The 23,546-nt window shown below is 70.5% G+C and carries 18 protein-coding genes; 12 read left to right on the top strand and 6 right to left on the bottom strand.

Going from position 1 to position 23,546, the window contains the following annotated elements; genetic code table 11:
- Positions 1–20: 20 nt before the first annotated feature.
- Positions 21–1,082, bottom strand: coding sequence for a hypothetical protein (locus tag AB0H64_RS35540; RefSeq protein ID WP_357633572.1), 1,062 nt, complete (start codon positions 1,080–1,082; stop codon positions 21–23).
- Between the two features lie 1,013 nt (positions 1,083–2,095).
- Here AB0H64_RS35540 and AB0H64_RS35535 point away from each other — a divergent pair.
- From AB0H64_RS35535 to AB0H64_RS35500, 8 genes are all read left to right on the top strand, one after another.
- Complete coding sequence (locus tag AB0H64_RS35535; RefSeq protein ID WP_357633570.1) at positions 2,096–2,551, top strand: hypothetical protein; 456 nt, start codon at positions 2,096–2,098, stop codon at positions 2,549–2,551.
- A gap of 47 nt (positions 2,552–2,598) precedes the next feature.
- On the top strand, positions 2,599–3,201 hold the full coding sequence (locus tag AB0H64_RS35530; protein ID WP_357633567.1) for a hypothetical protein: 603 nt from the start codon (positions 2,599–2,601) through the stop codon (positions 3,199–3,201).
- 233 nt (positions 3,202–3,434) lie between these two features.
- Complete coding sequence (locus tag AB0H64_RS35525) at positions 3,435–3,920, top strand: SigE family RNA polymerase sigma factor (RefSeq protein WP_357633565.1); 486 nt, start codon at positions 3,435–3,437, stop codon at positions 3,918–3,920.
- The gene (locus tag AB0H64_RS35520; protein ID WP_357633562.1) at positions 3,917–5,089 is read left to right on the top strand and encodes a hypothetical protein; all 1,173 of its coding nucleotides are present in this window, start codon (positions 3,917–3,919) and stop codon (positions 5,087–5,089) included. The genes AB0H64_RS35525 and AB0H64_RS35520 overlap by 4 nt, the downstream gene beginning before the upstream one ends.
- A 292-nt stretch (positions 5,090–5,381) precedes the next feature.
- Positions 5,382–6,323: a sulfotransferase domain-containing protein gene (locus AB0H64_RS35515; protein WP_357633560.1), complete on the top strand. Its 942-nt coding sequence runs from the start codon at positions 5,382–5,384 to the stop codon at positions 6,321–6,323.
- A gap of 49 nt (positions 6,324–6,372) precedes the next feature.
- Positions 6,373–7,551 carry a peptidogalycan biosysnthesis protein gene (locus AB0H64_RS35510; protein WP_357633557.1) on the top strand — a complete coding sequence of 393 codons (1,179 nt, stop codon included), beginning with the start codon at positions 6,373–6,375 and terminating at the stop codon, positions 7,549–7,551.
- A gap of 50 nt (positions 7,552–7,601) precedes the next feature.
- Complete coding sequence (locus tag AB0H64_RS35505) at positions 7,602–9,434, top strand: AMP-binding protein (RefSeq protein WP_357633554.1); 1,833 nt, start codon at positions 7,602–7,604, stop codon at positions 9,432–9,434.
- Complete coding sequence (locus AB0H64_RS35500; protein ID WP_357633551.1) at positions 9,427–14,613, top strand: SDR family NAD(P)-dependent oxidoreductase; 5,187 nt, start codon at positions 9,427–9,429, stop codon at positions 14,611–14,613. Before AB0H64_RS35505 ends, AB0H64_RS35500 begins: the two co-directional genes overlap by 8 nt.
- Positions 14,614–14,643: 30 nt before the next feature.
- Here the strand turns inward: AB0H64_RS35500 and AB0H64_RS35495 are convergent, their stop codons facing one another.
- Positions 14,644–15,342 carry an alpha/beta fold hydrolase gene (locus AB0H64_RS35495; protein WP_357633548.1) on the bottom strand — a complete coding sequence of 233 codons (699 nt, stop codon included), beginning with the start codon at positions 15,340–15,342 and terminating at the stop codon, positions 14,644–14,646.
- A gap of 115 nt (positions 15,343–15,457) precedes the next feature.
- Between AB0H64_RS35495 and AB0H64_RS35490 the strand changes: the two genes are divergently transcribed.
- Positions 15,458–16,180, top strand: coding sequence for a sulfite exporter TauE/SafE family protein (locus AB0H64_RS35490; protein ID WP_357633545.1), 723 nt, complete (start codon positions 15,458–15,460; stop codon positions 16,178–16,180).
- Positions 16,181–16,553: 373 nt separating this feature from the next.
- The gene (locus tag AB0H64_RS35485) at positions 16,554–16,895 is read left to right on the top strand and encodes a hypothetical protein (protein WP_357633543.1); all 342 of its coding nucleotides are present in this window, start codon (positions 16,554–16,556) and stop codon (positions 16,893–16,895) included.
- An 89-nt stretch (positions 16,896–16,984) separates the two neighbouring features.
- Here AB0H64_RS35485 and AB0H64_RS35480 read toward each other — a convergent pair whose 3' ends face one another.
- The 4 genes from AB0H64_RS35480 to AB0H64_RS35465 are packed head-to-tail and all read right to left on the bottom strand — an operon-like array spanning position 16,985 to position 21,676.
- Positions 16,985–18,178: a DegT/DnrJ/EryC1/StrS family aminotransferase gene (locus AB0H64_RS35480; RefSeq protein WP_357633539.1), complete on the bottom strand. Its 1,194-nt coding sequence runs from the start codon at positions 18,176–18,178 to the stop codon at positions 16,985–16,987.
- Between the two features lie 24 nt (positions 18,179–18,202).
- Positions 18,203–18,934: an amidohydrolase family protein gene (locus tag AB0H64_RS35475; RefSeq protein WP_357633537.1), complete on the bottom strand. Its 732-nt coding sequence runs from the start codon at positions 18,932–18,934 to the stop codon at positions 18,203–18,205.
- Positions 18,931–19,638 (bottom strand): amidohydrolase family protein, encoded by a 708-nt coding sequence (locus tag AB0H64_RS35470; RefSeq protein WP_357633534.1) that lies wholly within the window; start codon positions 19,636–19,638, stop codon positions 18,931–18,933. The genes AB0H64_RS35475 and AB0H64_RS35470 overlap by 4 nt, the downstream gene beginning before the upstream one ends.
- A 10-nt stretch (positions 19,639–19,648) precedes the next feature.
- Positions 19,649–21,676, bottom strand: a complete 2,028-nt coding sequence (locus AB0H64_RS35465) for a PQQ-binding-like beta-propeller repeat protein (protein ID WP_357633531.1) — start codon at positions 21,674–21,676, stop codon at positions 19,649–19,651.
- Between the two features lie 86 nt (positions 21,677–21,762).
- Here AB0H64_RS35465 and AB0H64_RS35460 point away from each other — a divergent pair, with 86 nt between their 5' ends.
- The gene (locus AB0H64_RS35460; protein ID WP_357633527.1) at positions 21,763–22,539 is read left to right on the top strand and encodes an amidohydrolase family protein; all 777 of its coding nucleotides are present in this window, start codon (positions 21,763–21,765) and stop codon (positions 22,537–22,539) included.
- On the top strand, positions 22,536–23,252 hold the full coding sequence (locus AB0H64_RS35455) for an amidohydrolase family protein (protein ID WP_357633525.1): 717 nt from the start codon (positions 22,536–22,538) through the stop codon (positions 23,250–23,252). Before AB0H64_RS35460 ends, AB0H64_RS35455 begins: the two co-directional genes overlap by 4 nt.
- The last annotated feature ends 294 nt before the right edge of the window (positions 23,253–23,546 follow it).

Raw genomic sequence — 23,546 nt, 5'->3', positions numbered from 1 at the left:
CGCCGGGGCGGCCGGCCGGGTCAGCGGAAGTCGCTGATGCGGAACACCGCCAGCATGTCCGCGGCCCTGGAGCTGCCGGTCGAGAAGGACGCTTCGGCGCCGACCCACCCGCGGAAGGCGCCCTTGTCGTCGATGATCTGCATGAGCGGTTTGACGTGGGAGTTGCCGGTGTAGCAGAACTCGCCGCGCTCCATCGCCAGACAGGTGCACCAGTGCCACAACGTGTCACGACGATCGGTGTTGGAGATCTTGGTGAGGTAGTACTGGATGGAGCTGACGTTCGCCTTCGTGCCGCCCCCGTAGTTGGGGCAGCCGCCCGACTTCTGGCAGGCGCCCGCGGACGACGGCTGCAGGTAGGTCAGGCACCAGGTGGTGGTGGCGCAGGCGCGGAAGGAGGAATGGGCGAACTTCTGACCGGTGGAGGTGACGATCTTGCCGCCCGCCGAGCTCGCCAGGTCCTGCCTGAGCGCGCCGGGGAACGCCTTCACCGAGCTCATCGCGCGCCGGGTGCCGAGCGCCGCGTTGCTGCCGTACCCGTAACCGTGGGTGGCCAGCGTGCTGTGCTTGAGGTCCAGACGAGCGAGCCTGCCGTCGGGCGAGGACCGCACGGACCACTGCTCGGTCCACGTCTGCCCGATGTTCCACCGGATGCTCACCACGTCACCGGACACGGTGTACGTGCCGGTGCGGTTCTCGTCGGGGGCGCCGGTGAAGCCTCCGGCGGTGAGCACCTCGCAGGTACGCGGGCGCGACTGGGAACCGCCGGCCTTGGTGGTGCAGCCGGAGTCGGGGGTGGTGCCGGTGCGCTGCCTGGCCTCGGGATGGCGCTGCCACCACAGATACAGGGCCGCGGTCACCGTGCCGTCGGGGGCGAAGCGGTAGCTGCCGAGTCGTACCCAGTTCTGGCTGGACCCGGCCTCCAGATGTCCTTGCGAGACGACATAGGTCGCCTTGCCGCCCGGCAGGGCGGCCGTGGAGGCCGTGGAGCCGGTGGCCGTGGAGGCGGTGGCCGGCCAGGGGGCGGCCGCACAGGTGAGAAGGAGGGTAAGGGCCGCTGCCGCGATGGAACGAACCGCGCGCATGAAGTCTCCCGATCGTCCACGGACTTGCCGATGTGCGCGAGCGACGATATCTGATCCGCACCGGAAAAGGGCCGGATCATACTGTCGGCCAAGAATCATCGGAAGGTCGCGGCGTGGGAGGGCGGATGGCCGTGCTCGCGTGCGCGCACTGTGTGACCTCGCGGTTGTCGCGGGTCGTCACGCTCCCTGACCATGCGCACCACGGGTACGGTCACGAGTTGCTCCCCGCCCTCCTGGAGCCCCAGACCTGCGCGGAGCACCCCCGGGCCAAGCGGCTTCCGGACGACACGGGCAGACGCGTGCCCGAGATCCTGCCCTGGCCGGTCGCGTCCCTCTCCTCCGGCCGCCGCTACGCCGCGGTCCGCCCTGCTCGCCTGGCCGGCCGCCCTGGCCGCCGCCGCGTACCCGACCTGGGAGGCCCGGCAGCCCAAGCAACTCGGCTACCAGAATTGTCGGCAGTCCTCCGGGCTTCAGCCCGGGAGTGAAGCCGACCGTCCCGCGTAGCGGGGCGAGAGCAGCCGATTCGCCTCCGGGCGGACCGAAGCGACGCTGAGCTGTCGCGCCAGGTCATCACTGAGGCGAAGAAACGCCCCGGTCGGGCGTGGCTGGGCGAGGTGTCAGCCGTGGTGTTGCAGCAGGCGCTCGCCGACTGCACGACGGCGTTCGGCAACTTTTGGTCAGCGCGGGCGACATCACGCAGACAGTGGTTTCCGGAACTCTGCGTTGATCTTGTGCGTATAACGGCGCGTCGAGTAACGTCGCAGCGTTGAAGCGCTTTCCGCCGACGTAACGCGGTTCATCGTCACGGTGTTTTCGTCTAGGTAATCTCCGTACCGCACCGGCCGCTTGTGCGAGCACGGCCGCCGGCCTCCGCATCACTTCCTCCGTCATGCTGTTCCGCGCTGCCCGAAAAGAATCGGAGTGGATACATGGCATCGTCCGACATGCGCGCCAGGAGCGCGAAAGGGAAAGCATCGCGACTGCTGGCCGTGGCTCTTGCCGGGGTCCTCTGCGTGAGCGTCGGCGCGACCCCCGCGTACGCGCACTGGAACGGGACCGGCCAGCTCATCGCCCGCATCGGCATCTACCCCTACAACTACAACAGCACCTGGCAGAAGCCGATGAACAAGGCGCTGGCCAACTGGAACGCCACCTCCTCCCCCGCCGATCTCTACAAGAACCGGAACTCCGGCTCCACGATCACCGTGAAGTCGTACCGGAACACCTGGTACGGGCACTACACCAGGTGCGGCGACAGCTGCCTGTACATCAAACTGAACACGCGCACCATCAACCGGGACGCGAACAACTTCTCCAACTACGTGACGGGTGTCCTCGTTCACGAGTTCGGCCACGCGCTGAATCTCGCGCACAACAGCACCACCTCCATCATGAACAGAGGCAGAAACCGCGACTCGATGACCAAACCGCAGGCGCACGACGTCGCGGACGTCAACGCCTATTACTGATCGGGCTTCGATCGACGATATCCACGAGAAGAACGGAGTCGAAGCCGATGAAGGCTGCAATACGGCGGCTCGGCGTGGTCGCCCTGGCCGCGCTGTTCCTGTCCGCGTGCTCGGCGGAGGACAAGACGGTCCTGTACGAGGCCGACTACCCGGCCTACGACAGCGCCGACGCGCTGTTCGCCGGCTCGAAGCTGGTGATCGAGGGCCGGCTGACCGGGCTCAAACGGGTCATGACCGAGGTCGAACCTGAGGACGACGGCACCGAGACCGACCCTCAGCTGAACCCGAACGCCGGAGCCACGCCCGACGGCGCGACCCCGCCCGCGGGCCCGCCCACCGTCATGACGGTCAGTTCGGTCGAGATCCTCAAGGTGCACAAGGGGCTCGCCCGGGTCGGCCAGGTCATCCAGGTGAAGGAGCTCGGCGGCACCCTCGACGGCGTGACCTACGAGGAGGCGGACACGACGCCGTTGAAGTCGGGCGTCACCTACATGCTCTTCCTGGAGACCTATCCCGACTCGCCGGCCTCGCTGCTCAACCCGGAGCAGGCCAAGTACGTCGTCACCTCGGCGGGCACCTATTCGGCCATGCCGGAGAACACCGTCAAGCTCGACGACACCGACGTCCAGCGGCTGTCGATCAAGGAGTAGGAGCGCGGGCTGTCGTCGATCCGGGCCCGCACCGCGCCTCCCGAGGGTTCGGGGCGGGTCATGGATCGACAACGAGACTACACGTGGGGCCTCCGGCGGGTGGTCGGCCCTGGCCACGCCGCCCCTGCCGCGCCTGGCTCCTCTGGCCACACCCGATTCCGTGAAATTTCCGGGAAAACGGTGGATTTCGCAAACGCCCCAACCGTTCACCCCCGCTCGGACGTCTTGTTTATATGACGGATTCCGAGGCGTTCGAGGCTTTCGTCGCCGCCTGGCACCCGCGGCTGCTGCGTGCCGCCATCCTCATCAGCGGTGACAGGCATCTGGCCGAGGACGTGCTCCAGGATGCCCTGATCAAACTGGCGCGCCGCTGGTCGAAAGTGCACACCGACCCGGCCGGCTACGTGCGTGCCATCCTGTACAGGGACGTGGCGTCCAGGTGGCGGAGACGACGGGAGTTCGCCTACGGGGAGCCACCCGACCAGGCGGATCACGACACCTCGGGAGCATCGGACCTGAAGGTGACGTTCGCCCGCGCGCTGGCCAGGCTGCCGGTGAAGCAGCGGACGGTGCTGGTGCTGCGCTTCTACGAGGACCTGCCCGTCGGGGAGGTCGCCGCGATCCTCCGGGTCTCGTCCGGAACGGTGAAGAGCCAGACGCACGCGGCGCTGAAGCGGTTGCGCGAGGTCGCTCCCGAGCTGGAAGAGGTGCTGATATGACGGACCAGAGGCTGCGGGAGCTCTTCGATGATCTCGCCGAGACTCTGCCTGAGGGGTCGTCCCGCGCGGGCGAGCTGTGGCGGCAGGGCACGCTGAGCCGTATCCGCCGCCGGTGGACGGTGGCCGCGGCGGCCGCGGCGGTCACCGCGCTCGTCGTGGCGGGGATCGTCGTGTCCCCGGAGCCGGTCGAGCCCGGCATCGCCGCGCATCCCAGCGTCACACCCACGCCGGCGATCCCGCCGGCCCCCGCCATGGACACAGCGCCGCCGCCCAGCGGTGAGGCGCGGTTGCCCACGCTGGCGACCGCGCTGCCGGAGAGATGGGCCGACCTCCCCGTCGTGACCGCGGTCTCCGGACCGGTCCTGGCGCTGGCCGAGTTCGGCGACGGGCGGATCTACGTCATGAAATCCGGCGGCCGCATCCCTCTCGATGTGAAGCTGGATGATGCCGTGGACTCGGCCGGCAACGGCGGGACGCCGCTGAATCCCAATTCGCTCGCCGCCGACGGGACGATGGCCGCCTTCCCGCAGAAGGACGAGGTGGTGGTCGTCGACCTCGTGATCGGCCAGGCCAGACGCTACCCGGTGCCGGGGTACAACGAGGTGGTGCTCTGGCGCGGCGAGCAGCTCCTCGTCGAGCAGGAGAAGGCGAGCTACCTGCTCGACCTGGCCACAGGGAAGGTGCGGCGGCACCCGTACAAGGGCTTCACGGGTGTCGCGGGCTCCCGCGACCTCAGGATCGTCTCGCCCGACGAAGGGGGCTGGACGGTCATCCAGGAGGGCGGGTCGGAGGTGAGGCTGGACGTCCAGGACATCACCGACGAGGGCAGCATGCCCGTGGGCGTGCTGGGCAACCACGGATGGCAGCGCGGCGGCCTCGTCGCCAGGTCCGCGTTCGCCCGCTACGAGAAGGGAGAGGGCGCCGACGTGGTCGTCGTGGCCGACACCGCCACGGGACGGGTGGTCAGGACGCTGCTCCTGCCCTGGGGCCACGCCCCTGACATGAGGTGCGGGAAGGGCGGCTGCCCCGTGCGCGGCTGGATCGGCCAGGACACGGTGATCATCGAGAGCGAGGACAGGCTGCTCGGCTGGAACATCGACACCGGCGCGCTGTCACGCGTGGCCGACCTGCCCGAGGGTGTGACCGCCTACTCCCTGCGCGGTTGGTGAGCGGCCGCTCCCCGGCGGCCCGGCGAACGCCTGCGCGGTGCGCGTCCACGGCTTCATCACACGATGAGATCACCGAATGCCGGACAGCGGGTCATTTTCATATGAGCCATCAAGGAGTGCGCGCTCCTGTGCGGCCATAGGGATGGCACATGTCCCACCAGGGGCTTCGTTGCATTAAGAGTTCCCACCCAGCCGGCTCGGCCATGCCATCGACGTGGAATTCTTGTCACGGAACGCACGCAAACAATTACATACCTTCCTTAACTCCCATGCGGTGATTAAACTCACGTCGATGACGACACTTCCAGCCCGTTACCTCACACCGATGGAGGACAGTTCCCGGTGGGAGGGATTCGAATTCCGGCCTGGCGATATTGTCATCAATTCGCCGGCGAAATGCGGAACCACCTGGACCCAGACGATCTGCGCGCTCCTGATCTTCCAGACGCCCCGCCTGCCCGCTCCGCTGTCGAGCCTCTCACCGTGGATCGACATGCTCGTGCGTCCGAAGCAGGAAGTCTGGGATCACCTGGCCGCGCAGCAGCACCGCCGTTTCATCAAGACCCACATTCCGCTCGACGGCATCCCGGCTGACCCGCGGGTCACCTACATCACGGTGGGGCGGGACCCGCGCGACGTCGCCATCTCCCTGCGCAGCCACGGCAAGAACCTCAAGCGTGACGTGATTCGCCGATTGATCCACCAGGCCGCCCACCCCGGCGACGGGGCGGCTGAAGCCCCGATCGACGATCACGACGAGAGGGACCTCCTCGACGAACGGACGTACTTGTTACGTTGGGCGGACAACGACGACTCGCCGTACGTCAACCTCGACTCGCTGCGTGCGCTGATCTGGACACAGAGCCGCGCCTGGATGCGCCGCGCGGACCCGAACGTCATCCTGCTGCACTACGCCGACCTGTCCGACGACCTCGCCGGCCAGATGCGACGGCTCGCCGAACGGCTCGACATCGAGATCGACGAGAGAAAGTGGCCGGAACTGGTCGAGGCCGCCACGTTCCAGCAGATGCGCAATCGCGCGACCGAACTCGCACCCGACGAGCAACTGGGCTACATCCGCGATCACAAACGCTTTTTCCGCAGCGGTAAGTCGGGCCAATGGCAGCAGTTCCTCACCGCCGAGGACCGAGCACACTACGACCGTCGGGTAGCCGAGCTCGCGGAGCCGGACTTGCTCGAATGGCTCCATCACGGGGGCCGGCTGACCGCGTGAATGCCGTGTGCCGATGACGCATCAGAGAATTCCGGACAGGACACCAGAAGTGCCGGAGCTCGTGACTGTCGAGCGCGTGCCCTCGCTGGGCGACGTCGCCGGGCGTGTGTGGAATGACGTCGCCGACCCGCGGGACATGTTCCAGAGCCGTGCGTGGCTGCAGGCTCTCGAGCGATCCGGTGACGGGCCCGTCACGTACCTGATCGCCCGGCAACTCGGGCACCCTCGAATCCTCGGCGCCCTTCCCCTCTATGACTCACTCCCCAGCCGTGGTGACTACCTGTACTGGCCGGAACTCCACTTCCAGGACCTTCCGCACGCCGCGGGTTCGCTCGGGGGCCGGCTGGGCCTACTGGCCGGCTCCTGTGCGGGATTCAGTACGCGGCTCATCGTGGACCGCACCCTGCCGGGTTCGACCAGGACAGTGGTCCTGCGCGCACTTCGGGAGGCCGCCTGCGCCGTCGCCGTCGAGCGCGGGCTCCCGTACACCTTTTTCCTGTTCCTCGACGCCTCCGCGTGGAGCGACCTCGCTGCGGTCAGCGGCGACGGAGATCACCACCGATTGGCGAGCGTCGCGCAGACCGAACTGGAGCTCCCCGGTGCGGACTTCGACGACTACCTGGCGACGCTGCCCCGGAACACACGCACCAGCGTCCGCAGGGAGGTGGGGCACTTCGCCAGGACCTGTGCGACCGAGACCGTCCCCCTCCGTGAAGCCATCACGACCATCGCGCCGATGATCGTGAACGTGAGGGCCAAGCACGGGATGGCGTACAGCGTGGACGCGGTCACGCGACGCCTCTCGGCGTACTCGTCCGCACTGGGAGATGCCTCGTCGTTGGCCGTGCTGTGCCGTGTGCGGGGTCGTGTCGTCGGCACCGGAGTCATGTGCCGCTGGCATGACCGGCTGTACGTGACGGACTTCGGGCGCCTCGACGACGAGGCGCCGGATCCGTTCGTGTACTTCAACGCGGCGATCTACGAACCCGTCAGGTACGCCTATTCGGCGGGGTTGTCGAGAGTCGTCACCGGCGCCGGGGCGGAGCTGGGCAAGGCCCGGCGCGGTTCGGCCGTGCTCCCGCTGGTGCACCTGGCGTGGGCGGCGGCCGGAGATCGCCCGAGCCGCCGGATCGGCACCGCGCCGGCGGAGCACCGAAAGCAGCACTGGCGCGAGCTACGCAGCGCTCACCCCAGGTACTTCCACCCGGTGTGGGATGAGCTGTTGTGACGCGACATCGATCCGATGGGCTGGACGTCATGCCCGTGAGGGAGGCCAGCGTGAGCCGAGAGGACGAGCCGACGGGCCCGGTCCGTGACACAACCAGCACTGCCGCGCCGGGACTTCTCGGACGGGTGCCTCATGACCTGAGCAGGGTTGCCCTGGTCCACGAGGATCGTGACATCACCTTCGGCGACATCGCCGCACTCAGCGAGGACGTCAGCGGCGTCGTGCGGGCTCACCACCTGAAGCGCCGCGTGGTGGGCGTGCCGGCGGACCGGAGCCCTGAGTTCGTCGCGCGGATCGTGGGGCTCTGGAACGCGGGCGCCGTCCCGGCCATCCTGGGCGACTGGGGTCCTGAGCGGGTGCGCAGCGCATTGACGGCCACGGGCGCCGTGGCGACCTTCGGACCATCGTCCGCCCCGGCCGGTCTGGAGCTGCTGGACACCGTCGGGAACGATGGTGTGCCGCCGCCCTCGCGGCTCCGCAGCGAGGACAGCCCCCATGGCCAGGACGGCCTCCATGGCGAGGACATGGGAGGAGTCAGTCATATCCTCTTCACGTCCGGCACGACGGGAAGGCCCAAGGGAATCGTCGTCGGGCAGGCGGCCTTCGAGGCCGCCAGCTGGGCGTTCTTCAAGGAACTGCCCATGGACGAATCCGATCGGGTCGCCTTTCTCAGCAGACCCGGGCACGACCCAAGCCTGCGGGAGCTGATCGCGCCCTGGCTCACCGGTGCGACGTTGTTCATTCCCGACAGTCGCACGGCCTCGGATCCCCGGCTGACGGCGGCCTGGCTCTCGAAGCATTCCATCACCGTGCTCCAGGGCTCGCCGGTCCTCCTCCAGCTCATGGCGGGCTCGGCGAGGCTTCCCGTCGACAGCCTGCGGCTGGTCTGCTCGGTGGGGGCACGACTGACGGCGGCGGCGCTGCGGTCAACGGCACGGTTCGCCCCACGGGCCACCATCGCCAACTGCTACGGCGCGTCGGAGACCCCGCAGGTCGTGTGCATGCACCAGGTGCCGCCCGGTCAGGGGATCGCGAGCGAGGACCCGATTCCCATCGGACGCGCACTCGGCCACGCCGTCGTCAGGATCGTTCCCACCGACGTGTCCGGCGGTGAAAGCACGGAAGGGCGACTGCACGTGGAAGCCGCTGCCTGCGCGCTCGGCTACACGGACGGAACCCCGCTGTCGGCTCCCGACCACGACGGCCGACGCTGGTACGACACCGGCGACATCGTCCGTCGACTACCGGATGGCTCGATGTGCTTCGTGCGGCGAGCGGACCGGCAGGTCCAGGTCAACGGCACCCGTGTGGAGCTGAACGAGATCGAGGGCGCGGCCGCCCGGGTCGCCGGCGTCATCGACTCGGTGGCGACGTTCGTCGAAGACAGCAGGGGGGTCGGGTCCGTGCGCCTGACCGTCGTACGGAGCCCCATGACGGTGGTCGACAGCGACGAGCTTCGTGCGGTGCTCCGCGACTGTCTGGACCCCGCGGTCATGCCCTCGAGCATCGAGGTGCGTGACTCGTTGCCGGAGAGCCACGGGTGGAAGCCGACCCAACCGGCGGTCGTGGACGCTGCGAGGAACGACGCGCGGGGTGAGAACCGGGCGGCGACGCTGTGGGAGGTGCTTGACGAGAGCGCGCGGTCCGCTCTCGGCCGAGACCGGATCGACCCTGACGGCGGCTTCTTCGAGGCCGGCTTCACCTCGATGTCCCTCATGCGCTTCGTGTCGGAGGTCTCCGTTCGTCTCGGAACGGAGATCTCTCCCGTGCTGGTCTTCCAGTATCCCAGCCTGAAGGCCTTCGCCGATCACCTGCGGGAGAACCTGGACGAGCTCGGAGACGGAGTGGCGGCAGGCGAATCGGAAGGCGGACGACATGGGTGACCTCGTTGAGCCGATCGCGATCATCGGGATGGCCGGTCGTTTCCCGGCAGCGGTCGACACCCGGCAGCTCTGGCGAAACCTGGTGGCCGGGGAGGAGGCAGTGCGCTTCCCGTCCGAGGACGAGCTCCGGTCGAGCGGCGTGCCGCGTGAAGCGCTGGACGACCGGGCCTACGTGCGGGCGGTGGCGGAACCCGAGGGCATCGACATGTTCGACGCCGGGTTCTTCGGCCTGACCCGGCGTGAGGCCGAGGTGTGCGACCCGCAGCTACGGCTGTACCTGGAGACCGCGCACGCCGCCGTCGAGAACGCGGGCTATGACGCCTCGAGACTCGGCAGAGCGGGCGTGTTCTCGTCGGTCGCGGCGAACCGTTACGGGATCGGCCGCGTCCTCGGAGACCTGGAGGCACTCCGGAGCGCCACCGGCATGGCGGCCGGCATGTGGAACAACCCCGACAGCGCGTCGACGCTGGTCTCGTACAAGCTGAACCTGCACGGCCCCAGCATGACCGTGCAGACCGCGTGCTCCAGCTCGCTCGTGGCCGTGCATCTCGCCGTGAACGCGCTTCGACTCCACGATTGCGACGTCGCTCTGGCCGGCGGTGCCGACGTCGAGTTCCCCGTCGGTCACGGGTACTGGTGGGCCCAGGACGGCCCGCTGAGCCGGGACGGACACTGTCGCCCCTTCGACGCGGCGGCCAGCGGCACGATCTTCGGCAGTGGCGTCGGCGTCGTGGTGCTCAAGCGGCTCGCCGACGCGATGGCCGACGGCGACCGGATCTCCGCCGTGATCCGGGCTGTGGCCGTCAACAACGACGGCGCGAACAAGGTCGGCTTCACCGCTCCCAGTGCCGACCGGCAGGCGGAGGTCGTGCTGAGAGCCATGGAGCTCGCCGACGTGGGTCCCGAGGACATCGGGTACGTGGAGGCACACGCCACCGCGACCCGGCTGGGGGACGCCATCGAGATCTCAGCGCTGAGGAAGGCGTTCGGTGCTCGGGCGACGGCGGGAGCTGAGCGGTGTCCCATCGGATCGATCAAGGGAAATGTGGGTCACCTGGGTCACGCGGCGGGGATCACGTCGCTGATCAAGGCCGCGCTGTCACTGGGCCATGAGCAGATCCCCGCGAGCATCAACCTCGAGAAGGTGAATCCGCTCCTCGAGCTCGAGCGCTCGCCGTTCTTCGTCAACGACACGCTGCGGCCCTGGCCTCGATCGGCCGGCCACCGACGCCTGGCGGGGGTCAGCTCCTTCGGAATCGGTGGCACGAACGCGCACGCGATCCTCGAAGAGGCGCCGGCCCACGCGGTCGACCCGGCTCCGCAGCCCGCGCAACTGATCGTGTGGTCCGGACGGACGCCGGCCGCGGCCGAGGCCTACCCGGAGCAGCTTGCCCGATTCTTCAAGGAGAGCGCGGACCCGCTCTCCCATGTCTCGTTCACGCTGCAGAAGGGGCGCACGCCGCATCCGATCCGGGGCGCTGTGGTGGTCGAGAGCATGTCCGATGCGGCCGCTGCCGTGCGTGACCACGGAAGGCGAGTCATCACCCCGGAGGAACCGGCAGACCGAAGCACCGTGTTCCTGTTCCCGGGAGAAGGGGCTCAGCACGCCCACATGGCGGCGGAGCTCCATCGCACCGAACCCGCGTTCAGCGAGGCACTCGACGAGTGCTTCCGTCTCTTCGATGCCCACGGCCTGCCCCTGCGACGGATCTGGGATGAGGCGTCGGAAGGCCTGGAGGACACCACCGTCGCGCAGCCGCTGCTCTTCGGCGTCGAGTACGCGCTGGGGCGGCTGTGGCTGGCGCTGGGCGTCGAGCCCGGCGCGCTGCTCGGCCACGGCATCGGGGAGCTCGCGGCCGCCACGCTCGCCGAGGTGTTCACCCTCCCGGATGCGGTACGGCTGGTGAGCGCCCGAGCCCGAGCGATGGACGGGTCACCCCAAGGCGCGACGGTGACCCCGGCCACGATGAGCGCCGCCGAGCGGTTCCGCTTGGCCTTCGACGGCGTCGAGCCACGTAGTCCTCGTTGGAAGGTCTACTCCGCGTCCACAGGTGGCCTGGTGGAGGCGGCCCAGGTGAGCAGCGTGGACTTCTGGGTCCAGCAGCTCACCCGACCCGTCCTGGTCGAGCAGGCGCTCGAGGCCGTGCTGTCCGACGGTGACCGAGTGCTGGTGGAGGTGGGACCCGGGCGGACGCTCACCACCCTGGCACGCTCACATCCCGAGGTGCGCGCCAAGCGGCACCTGACGGTGCCGACGCTCCCGGGCGGGCCGTCGAAGGGCGCCACCGAACGCGCCTCGTTCCTTCATGCGCTGGCGCGGATGTGGACCCTCGGCACGGATGTGAACTGGTCGTCGCCGGCCGCGACAGGTTCTCGTGAACGCGTGCCTCTGCCGGGCTACCCGTATCAACGGGAGCGGTACTGGATCGAGCGGGAGTCCCCGAGCAGCCCCGTCACCGACGCGCCCGCCCACGAGCCGAGGGAGCCGGAGGGCCGTGCGGTGTTCCGTCTGCCCACCTGGGTGGAGTCCGCACCGGCCCGGCACCACGACACCCACGTCGGGGACCGGTCACGCCCACTGGTGTTCCTGCCCGGCGATTCGCGACGAGCCGACGAGCTGGTCGCCCTGCTCGGCAGAGCCGGGTGGGACGCGTTACTGGTGCGGCACGGTTCCTCCTATGCGGGAGCGGCGGACCGCAGCTCGGAGTTCGTGATCCGCCCCCGGCACTCGGCGGACGTCGTTCGGCTCCTGGACGAGCTGAGAGATGCCCGGCGATACCCGGAGCTCATCATCGACGCGACGCAGCTCGGAGGCCTGACCGAGCCTGACCTGAGCAGCATCGACGACCAGCTCGACGCCGGTTTCCACCGAATCGTCGAGCTTCTGCAGGAAGCGGCCCGACGGGCACCCGACCAGCGCGGTCGCGACGTCGTGGTCGTCACCGAGCTGTCCGCGGACGTGACGGGCGGCGAGACCGTGCACCCGGTGAGGGCCATGCTGCTCGGGCTCATGCGGAGCTACATGCTCGAGAACCCTCGCGCCATGTGCAAGCTCGTCGACGTCCAGGGCGGCGTGACCGACGATCGGCTGCTGGCGGAGCTGTGCGGCCCAGAGGGATCGGAGATCGTCGCCCTGCGGGGGGATCGGCGTTGGGTCCCCGGCGAGCGGGAGCTCGTCCCCGACGGTGTGGGCCCTGTCGGCCTGCGTCGCGGGGGTGCCTACGTCATCACCGGCGGACTCGGTGGCCTCGGCCTGGCCGTGGCGCGTGGCCTGGCGGACACCGGCCTGCGCCCACGGTTGCTGCTGCTGGGCCGCCATGCGGCAGGCGGGCGTGACGCCGAGCCCGCCGAGCTGCGCGACATCCGGGCCCTCGGAGCCGAGTGCCGCATCGAGGCCTGCGACGTGACCGACGTGGACGCGCTGCGGCGCGTGATCGACCAGGCGTCGGACTCCTTCGGGGGCGTCAACGGGGTGTTCCACCTCGCCGGCGTGGCGGGAGACGGCATGCTCCAGTTCCGGACGCGGGAGCAGGTGTCGCGAACACTCGCGCCGAAGGTCCACGGTACGTTGGCTCTGGTCGAGGTGCTGCGGGGTCGGGCGGACCTCGACTTCTTCGTGGCCTTCTCCAGCCGCGCGGCGCTCAGGGGCTTGGTGGGCGGTGCCGACTACGCCGCGGCGAACGCCTTCCTCGACGCGGTGGTGCGCCGGCAGCCCTTGGCGGGCTGCGCCTCGACGACCGTCAACTGGCCGTCCTGGGCCGAGGTCGGTATGGCTGCGCGCCAAGGGCGGCAACCGCAAGCCGGGCGCTCCGGACCGGTGACGGATGTGCGTCGGTGGTCGACCCCGCTGTCGGTCGAGGACTATCCGATCCTGGACGAACACCGTCTGGACGGCGTGCCGGTACTGCCGGGCACGGCCCAGGTCGACTTCGTCCTGCGCGCGTTCCACGAGGTGATCGATCAGGCGAACGGGCGGCCCGCGCAGCTGCGGCACATGGTCTTCCGGAAGCCCATCACCACCCCGGAGCCTGTGTCACTCGAGGTCGGCTTCGAACCGCACGAGGACCTGTGGCGATTCACCGTTCGCACCGCGCCGCTCGCGTCGTCCCCCGGCTCATCCGGCGACTACCGCGTCCACACGACGGGTGAGATCCGGCTGGTGGACGCCAGGGCGGACACGGTGGACCTGGACGGGCTGCGCGCGTCGCTGCCCGAGCGGCGGATACCCGCCAACGACCCTGACAACCGGCTGTTCACCATCGGTCCACGATGGCCGGGAGAGGAGATCTGGGTCTCCGAGAAGGACATCAGCACGAAGCTCGCCGTGCTCACCTTCCCCGAGGCGTTCGACCATGAGCTCGACGAGCATGCCCTGCATCCCACCCTCCTGGACGCGGCGGTGTCACTGGCGCGGGATCCTGACCATGAACCTCCGCACGCACCCTTCGCCTACCAGTCGATCGTGATGCACCGGTCGATACCGAGTCTGGCGTACAGCCACATCCGCCGGCGCCCGAGCGGTCCGGACACGATCGTGGCTGACATCGACGTGCTGACGGCCGGCGGCGACGTCGCCGTCGAAGTCAGGGGCTTCACCATGCGCCGCGTCGACGAGTCCATGGTCGCCCCCGAGACCTCTCGTGAGGAGCGAGGCGCCGACGCCTGGCAGGACCCGTCGTCGCCCGGCGACGGGATCACGCCCGCGACCGGGGTCAGCATGTTGCTGCGCATCCTGGGCCGGCCCGGCCACAGACAAGTGGCGGTCACCGTGTCGGGGGAGGACGCGGTCCTGAAGAACTCCGAGGACATGCCGCACGACGCCGACGCCGAGCAGCCGGGCACGTCAGGCACGTCAGGCACGTCGGGCACGTCGGCCACGTCGGCCACGTCGGCCACGGCACATGCGCGGCCCGGTTCATCCGGGCGAGTCTCGGGTGCGGAGTCATCGGAGGAGGCGTCGCTCGAGGCTCGGCTGACGGAGATGTGGTGCGCCGAATTCGGTGTGGAGTCGGTCCGCCCTGACGAGAACTTCTTCGATCTGGGCGGCGACTCCTTCACCGCCGTGGGTCTGGTCGAGGAGATCCGCAGGGCTTTCGGCGTGGACATCGGCATCGCCGCGATCTTCGACCATCCGACGGTGGCCGAGCTGGTCGCCGAGCTGCGACGGCTGACCGAGTGACGTGAGGGTCACTCGCCGGTCGGGCGGTGTTCAGCCACGAACCTCCCTGACCCATGCGCGAAGAGTCTCGGGGGGCAGCCGCTCGACGACCTGGTGGCCGCCGTCGATCATGTGGACCGACAGCCGCTCCGTCGTGTAGTGGCTCCAGTCATTGAGGCACTCTGTGTTCCAGGAGCTCGCATCGTCCGTGGCGCCGACCGCGATCATCGGCGCGTCGAGCCTCGGGCGCGGATCCGACTCCAGATAGCGGTTGAGCAGGTGGTACTCGGACCGCCAGAGACGTGCGTACTCGGGAAGAGCCGTCGTGTCCATGATGTGGGGCGGCGCCTCGAGCTCCTCGGCCAACGCCCGGTCCGGGAGCTCCGCCAGAGCCGAGACGGGCGTGCGGTGCGGCGGGTACTGGCACATGATGACGGCACCGCGAAGCTGTCGCTCCAGGTGCTTGGCCGCCTCCAGGCAGACCAGACCACCCATGCTGTGGCCCACGAGCACGACATCCGTGGCACCGGAGTGCGCGATGAGGGACGTGAGCGCCCTACCGCGCTCCTCGATGGAGGGCACGCTCATCGGCTCGCTCCAGTTGGCCCGGTGGATCACAGGCTCCTGCCCCGGCTCGTTCCACCGGTCCACGAACTTCGTCCGGCCTCCCAGGCCGGGAACGAAGATGACGGCCTGGTCACCGTCGAGTGCCGGGCTGACGAGGTAACTCGCAGGCTCCTGACCACCCATGTCATCCGCTCCTATTGACACCCATTGACAAAGTGCGAGGACACGTCTCACCAATTCTTTGCTGAAGTCCGAGAATAGTGGATCATTTCCGTAGATATGTGGCAAAGTGTGGCGAGTGACGCCGCTGATTGCCGCCGCCGTGATTATCCTGATCGCTTCAACGGTGCACGCGGTGACCGGATTCGGATACGCCCTTGTCGCCACGCCACTGCTGGCCCTCACGGTCGATCCTCATACAGCAGTGGTCGCCACCACGCTGTCCGCCCTGGCCATGACCGTCACGATCGCCGTGCGTCAGCGTCACCACGCCGAGTGGAAGGTGGCCATGATCGCGATGGCCGGCATCGTGCTCGGCATGCCACTCGGCCTCTGGGTGTACGGAGTGACGTCTGAGCAAGTGCTCACGGCGCTGATCGGGGTCGGAGTCCTGGGTTGCACAGTGATGGTGTGGCGGCGCGTGAAGGTGAACGGGAGTGCCCCCATGCTGGTGGGAGTCGGCCTCATCTCCGGCGCGCTCTCCACCTCCACCGGCACCAACGGGCCGCCGATGGTCGCCGCCTTCCAGGGCATGGGTTATGACCCCAACAAGTTCCGCGCCACCCTCTCGGCGGTGTTCGCCGGCACCAGCGTGCTCAGCCTGATCGGGTTCGCCGTGGCCGGCAAGGTGAACGCCCAGTCGGTCTGGATCGGATTGGTGGGCCTGCCGATCGTGCAGTTGGGGTGGTTCGCCGGCAATGCGATCTTCAGCCGTATCGACCCGGAGCGCTTCCGCAAGGTGCTGCTGGTGGCTCTCCTTGTCAGTGCGGCAGTGACCCTCTTCAGCGCGCTCAACGGCTGACTCGGGATCACGTACGGTCAGGCGAGAGAACCCCGCGGCACGGGAACTCGCGCGCGGAAGATCGCGTCAAAGCATGAATGAGATCCTTACGCATGCTCCTGGCGGCTGCCCTCATCGTCCTGGGCGCAGGGTGCGGCGGCGACGTGGCGGCCTCCGCGGCGCTGCTCCTGCCGGAGCGGCCAGGAGACCTCCATCTGGAGCAGCTGGTCGCGTCGGACGCCGAGCAGGATCCGGTCACGGCGTACGCGGAGGGTGACACACCCGGCGACAGGACGCTGGCCGTCCTGGTGACAGAGTCGGAGGGCTGGGAGCAGCCGTACGGGATCAGCCGTACCGTGGAAAGCCGGTCAAGCTGGACAAGCACGAGGCGACCATGGGCGGATCGGGACAGCACCGCTGGATCACCTGGCCGGCCAAGACGAGCCAGGACTTCGAGTCGTTCGCGGTGCTGGGCCACGGGTTGTCGGACGCCGAGCTGACCAGGGCGGCCAACGGACCTGCCCAGCGACACATCCTCATCGGCTTCGCAGGGACCGGAGTGAGGAAGGTGCGCATCAGCTACTCGGACGGCACCTCGGCAGAGCTTCCACTCGGACCGGCGGGCGGTCCGGGCGGCGTCCGCTGGTTCTCTGCCGAGGTGAAGTCCCGTTCGTTCAAGCTCTCCGCCGAGATGAAGGACGGCAAGGTCAGCAACACCGTACGGCGCATCCCCTGAGAAGTTCAGCAACACCCTCCACGGAATCCCGTGCGAGGAATCGTCACGGCGTTGCTCGCGGTCCTGACGGGAACGGGTGTCCGGGCGGTTCACGGCCGGGGCGGAGCGGCCGCGAGGACCTTGGCGAACGCCTCGGCGACGTCCGTGGCGCGGGCCGGGTCGTCCATGAGCATCGCCTGGCGCACCCACACCACGTTCCCGGCGGCCGCCGTCGCGGCCGGGCACGGCTCGGCGCGGGCCCCGGCCCGGGTCAGGGCCTCCATCGTGCCCAGCGGAGGGTAGCCGGCGTCGAGCGGCACCCCTTCGGCGGCCATGGCGGCGAGCAGGAAATCACGGTCGACGGAGGCGTCGACACGGAGCATGAGCAGGTGCCGGGAGTCGCGGGTGGTGCCGGGCGGCCGCGGCGCCACGGTCACCGGCCGGGCCGGGCCGTCCGCCGGGACGAGGCGGTCCAGCTCGCGTTCGAGGGCCGCGCAGAAGGCCTCGCGGCGGGCGATCTCGTCGTCCAGCCGGTCCAGCCAGGGCAGCAGCAGCGCGGCCTGCAGGTCGGTGAGCCGCAGGTTCCAGCCGACGGACGGGTGGCCGTACCACTGGCCGCCGGGCCTGCGGCCGAGGTTGCAGACCGACCAGATCGCCTCGTACGCCGCCTCGTCCCGGCAGACGATCAGGCCGCCCTCGCCGGCGGTCATCGCCTTGCTCGCCTGGAAGCTGTAGACGCCCGCGTCGCCGAGGCCGCCGACCGGCCGGCCGCGGTACTCGGCGCCGTGGGCCTGCGCGGCGTCCTCGACGACGGCCAGGCCGTGCCCGGCCGCCAGGGCGTTCAGCGGGTCCATGTCGGCGGGGCTGCCGGCCAGGTGGACGGGCATGACGGCCGCGGTCCTGTCGGTCAGGGCGGCCCGTACGGCGTCGGGCGACAGGTGCAGGTCGGCCGGGTCCACGTCGGCGATCACGGGGACGGCTCCGGCGAGCAGCACGGAGGTGGCCGAGGCGACGAAGGTGCAGGCGGGCACGATCACCTCGTCGCCCGGCCCGACCCCCAGGCCGCGGAGCGCGGCGAACAGGCCGAGCGTGGCGTTGCCCACGGCCACCCCGTACGGCACCGCCGATCCGCGGGCGAAGGCGGCGGCCAGGTCGTCGGCCACGCCGCCACCCTGGGTGGCCCCCCACCGGCCGCTGTCGAGGACCCCGCCGACCAGCGCGCGCTGGGCGTCGTCGAGGGGAGGCGGCCAGGACGGCCACGGGGCGGTGCGGACGGGCGGGCCGCCGTGCAGGGCGAGGGTCACGGGAGTTCCCTTCCGGTACGGGATTCAGGCGAGGCGGGAGCCGAGGAGGCGGGCCAGGTTGCCGCCCTGGACGAGCGCCCGGTCGGCGTCGGTGAGCGGGGCGAGGGCGACGCGGCCGTACCCGGTCCTCAGGTCGAGGAAGCAGGCGTCGGAGCCGAGCACCACGCGCTCGGCCCCGATGCCGGCGGCCAGCCGGGCGATCCAGCGGCCGGTCATCCGGGAGCCGCACACCTCGAGGTGGAGGTTCGGGTGGCCCTCGGCGAGGCGGGCCGCGCGGGCGAACCCGTACGGCCAGAGCCCGGTGTGGCCCATGAGGAGGGGGACGTCCGGGTGGCGGGCGGCGACGGCGGCGAAGCGGGCGGGGTCGCTCCACGGCGAGTCGGTCTGGCCGTGGGCGAGCACCGGCAGGCCGAGCCGCCAGACGGGCTCGTAGAGGGGGTCGTCGAGGGGGCACTGGTGGACGTCGGGATGCAGCTTGACGCCCCACACGCCGCCGGTGACCAGGGGGGTGCGGTGGTGCGGGTTGTAGACCTGCCAGACGCCGAACCGGCCGGGGAACCGCGCGGCGACGTCCAGGGCCAGCCGGTTGCCGCGCTCGGCGTCGGGGCCCACGGCCAGCAGGTGGCTGATGCCCATCGCGGTGACGCCGATCCGGTCCATGGTCGCGACCAGGCCCTCGGCGGTCGGGTCGGGGATGAGGAAGTCGGGCCACGCGCCGACGTGCCCGTGCGCGTCGAGCACCGGGATGCCGGTCACAGCAGGCCCTCCAGCGAGCCGGCGGCGATCAGCTCGACCTCCGCCGGCTCCAGGTCGAGGTGGTCGAGCAGGAAGCGGGGGCCGCAGTCGTCGGCCACCGGCGCCCCGGTGCCGAACACGAGCCGCCCGGCGCCGAAGCGCCGGGCCAGCCACTCGACGCCGCCCTGGGTGTTGACGGTGCCGATCTCCACCCACACGCGCGGCGCCGCGGCCATGAGCTCCGCGAGGGCGCGCAGCCCTCGGTAGCCCGGGTTGAGGACCAGCATCCGCAGGCCGGGCAGCCGCTCGGCGAGGACGCGGAGCCGCGCGGGCGGGGCCTCGTCCAGGTCGATCGCGACAGGCAGGCCGGACTCGGCCAGCTCGGCCAGCCAGCGCAGCGCGACCGGCCCGGTGAGGTCGAAGCGGTGCCGCTCCGGGCAGAGCCTGACCATCCGCGCGCCCCACTCCAGCACCTCGGCGGGGGCCGAGGGCGCGGACGCCCCCGGCACGCCGGGCACCACGACGGGCACCGGGACGAGCCGGGGGTCGTCCAGCCGCAGGAGGGCGTCGTTGCCCGCCTGCGGGTCGGAGTAGAGGCTGAGCGTGTGGGTCACGCAGGCCCGGTCGATGCCCAGCCGGTCCATCTCGGCCCGCGGGTCGGCGGGCAGATCGTCGAACGGCACGGGGCCGACCAGCCGATGGGCATCGAAGACATATTTCGGCACCGACCGAAACCTAGCTACCGGCCGGCGGGATGGTCAGGGGCGGGCAGGCCGGGTCGAGCCGGACCTTGGCCAGCTCCCGGCCGACGAGCGCCCAGGCGTTCCAGGTGCCGGGCTCGAAGTGCAGCTGAGGGTTGGTGTACCACTCGTCGCCGAGGCCGGTGGCCAGCGGCTTCGCCTCGGCGCCCAGCTCGTAGGCGTTGCCGCCGCCGCGGAAGACGGAGGCGAAGACCCTGCCCCGGTGCACGGTCAGCTCGCCGTAGCCGGCGATCGTCCCCTGGCGCACCACCTGGCGCGTGGCCAGGTCGAGGGCGATCCAGGTGCCGGACTCCCGCTTGTAGACGCCGTACAGCAGGCCGTCGTGCACCTTGACGTCCTGGAACGTGCGGTGGCCGGGCACCGGGTCCACCGACCAGAGCACCTTGCGGGCGCGCAGGTCGAAGGCGGCGACCGAGGCCGTCGTCCGCGTGGGCGGGGTGCCGCCGCCGCCGAGCACGTCGCCGCCCAGGTACACCACGCCCCGCCGCGGGTCGAGCGACAGGCTCATGAGGCTCTGGTCGGGGATGACGTCCACGTACGAGTCCACCCGGCCGGTGTCGGGGTCGACCACGGACAGCGCGCCCTTGAGGTTCGCTCCGAGCGGGGCGCTGGCCACCAGCAGCTTGTCGGTCACGGGGTCGTACTCGATGTCCCACGGCCGCTGCTGGCCATGGCCCAGCAAGGCGACACCGCGCACCTTGTCGGTGCGCAGGTCGATGGAGATGACCTGGCCGCTGGGGTAGACGGCGGCGTAGATCTTGTCGCCGCGCCGCACCAGGTCCTTGGGCTCGCCGGGCACCCGGAAGCGGCGCTTGTCCCCGGTACGCAGGTCGCGGACCTCCATCACGAAGTGACCGCCGACGTAGAGGGCGCGGTTGGGCACGAGCAGCATGCTCTGCACCCGCTCGGTGCCCGGCGGCAGCCCCGCCTCCAGCAGGTCGACGAACTGCGACGTGCCGGTGCTCAGGTCCAGCCACCACAGGCCGCCGCTGCCCGCGAAGCCGAGCAGGGTGTCCGCGTCCAGCAGCCGGAGCAACCGGCTCTCGTCGCCGGGCGCGGGAGCGTCGGCGACCTTGGTGAACGCCGTGTCGCCGGTCCGGTAGCGGTAGACGGTGCCGTCCGGGCGGGAGGTGGCGTACACGGTGCCGTCGTCCGTCGCGGACGGGACGTCGAGGGAGCCCTCCTCCAGCCTCACCCGCCGCAGGTCGGAGCCGTCCTTGCGCACGTCGATGAGCTCGCCGCCGGCGGCCGCGAGGACGCGGTCGCCGTGCAGGGTGATGGCGCCGACGCCGGTGGGGGCGGTCGCCAGCTCCTGCACCTTGCCGGTGGCCCGCTCGATGCGCACCAGCTTCGCCTTGTCGAGCAGGCCCGCGTAGACGTGGGCGTCGTCGGCGGCGACCGCGCGCACGTACCGCTCGCCCTGGGCCAGGACGCCGAAGTCGCGGACGGCGCCCGTGGCGGGCACGTACTCGAAGACGCGGCCGCCCGGGTAGGTGCCCGCGTAGAGGGTGCCGTCGGGGGCGGCGGCCAGGCTCCAGACGAAGCCGCCGTTGCGGCCGAAGGAGCGCAGGTGCTTCACCTCGCCGGTCGCGATGTCGAAGCTGTAGAGATCGGGCACCGGGTAGGTGCCGACGTACACCTTGCCGCCGGTGACGGCGGTGGCCCATCCGCCCTCGGGCGCGCCCTCGGCCGGGCCGTCGGGCAGCGTGGCGGTCCTGACCACCTTGCGCGTGCTCAGGTCGATGTCGGCGAGCACCGGCGGCTTGGGGCCGCGGGTGACGACGTAGGCGTGGCCGTCGTGGACGGCGGCGCCCACGATCGCGCCGGTGATCGTGGCCGGGCCGTACGTGCGCACGGCCGGATCGGCGCACACCGTCGTGGAGGCCGTCAGGGTGGCGCTCGCCGGCGCGGGGGCGACCGTGGCGGCGGCTGTGGCGGCGGGGACGGACAGGGTGGCGGGGAGCAACAGGCCGGCCACGGCGGCCAGGAGACGTCGGAGCACGCCGAGCACCTCACGTTCATTGTTGTTCGATTTTGGTCCAGACCGTAACTATCTACGCGCAGTACGTCAATGGCATGATGGCGCGCATGACGATTAAGGATGGGGCCGGTACGGCTTTCGACGCGTGGAGGCTGATCGGCGGCCTGGAGGTGACACTCGACGCCGACGTGCTGGTGGGCGCCTACCCGGACCGGGACGGTCCGCCCGGCGCGCCCGGCGAGGTGCTCCGGTCATTGGCCCGGCACCGGATCCGGGCGGGGGTGGTGGCGAGCCTGCGCGCCGCGCTGTTCGACGTCCACTCCGGCAACGACGAGGCGCTGGCACTGCGTGAGCTGCGGGAGGAGGAGTCGTCGTTCGTACCGGTGGGCACGGTGGACCTGCGCGACCCGGTCGGTGCGGCCCGCGAGCTGGAGCGCCTGGCCGCCGGCGGGGTCCGCGCCGTGCGACTCTTCCCCGACGAGCAGGGCGTGGAGGCCGGCTTCCCGTCGGTCGGGCACGTCGCGCGCCGCGCGACCGCCCTGGGGCTGACCGTCCTCACCGGAGGCGACGTGCGGAGGTTCTGGCGGCCGTTCGCCGGGATCGGCGCCCGCGTGGTCTTCCTGGACACGCACTTCTACCACCTGGGCGACTTCCTGGTGGTGGCGGCCGACGAGCCGGGCTTCCACACCTCCACCCGCCTGCTCAACTCCCCCGACGCGCTGGAGACCGCCGCGGCGGAGGTCGGCGCGGACCGCCTGCTGTACGGCTCGCGGACCCCGCACGCCGAAGCACTCGTCCCCCTGCTGCGTCTGGCGACCGGCGGGCTCTCGCCCGCCGAGGTCGCCGCGGTGGCCGGCGGCAACGCCCGGAGGCTGCTCTCATGATCATCGACGTGCACGCCCACTGGGGGCCGTGGTTCTTCACCATGGACGTGGCCGGGACGAGCCTGGCCACCATGGACCGCTACGGCATCGACCGGGCCGTCGTCTCGGCCACCGAGGCGGTCATCTACGACGCGCCGGCCGGCAACCGCGCCCTGGCCCGGGTGCTGGAGGAGCACGACCGCCTGCTCGGCTACGTCACGGTCAACCCGCGCCGGCTCCGCGAGGCCGCCCGCGACCTGGACGCCTACCTGCCCACCGGCAGGTTCGTCGGTGTCAAGATCCACACCGACTACACGGGCTCGCCCGCCACCTCGCCGCAGCTGCGCGACGCCCTGGCGCTCGTCGCCGAGGCCGGGTGCCCCGCGCTCGTGCACACCTGGGGCGCCTCCGTGCTCGACCTGGCGCAGGTCTGCCTGGATACCCCGGGCCTGCGCGTGATCGCGGGGCACATGGGCGCCGACGGCTTCCGGTACGCGATCGAGGCGGCCGCGGCCTGCGACCGGCTCTACCTGGAGCCCTGCTGGTCGCACGCCCCCGCGGGCCGCATCGCCGAGGTGGCGGCGGCCGTGGACGAGCGCCGGCTGCTGTTCGGCACGGACTCCACGCTGATCGACCCGGCGTCGGCCTTCGGCGCGGTGGCGGCGGCCGGGCTCGCGCCCGAGCGGGCCGAGCTGGTCGCGTGGCGCAACGCGGCCGAGCTGTTCGGGATCTAGACATTACGGACCAGCCCGTTATAGCGCGCCATGCCGGCCGCCAGGGAGCCACTCCCTTGGCGGTGTGCACCGTGCAACTCGACTGGTCGCTCGACCAAGGAAGTCGTGGTCAACGACCGTGCACCCCCGCTGTGGCACCGCCGCCGTGCTCGGCTCGCGCGGGGGCCAGATCCGATGAAGACCAGGCGCGGGACTGCGCGAGCTCAAGGAGCCAGCAGCCCGCGCCCGAGCGTGGCCGGCCGGAACCGGGAAACGCCGCAGGCCGCGCTGCGGCGCGGGCCTCCTGCCCACCGC

Origin of the sequence: Nonomuraea sp. NPDC050733 (genome assembly GCF_040654215.1) — a bacterium.
In the GTDB taxonomy this organism is placed as follows: Bacteria; Actinomycetota; Actinomycetes; order Streptosporangiales; family Streptosporangiaceae; genus Nonomuraea.
Note: the sequence above shows the minus strand (reverse complement) of the source record. Positions and strands in the feature narration are given on the sequence as shown.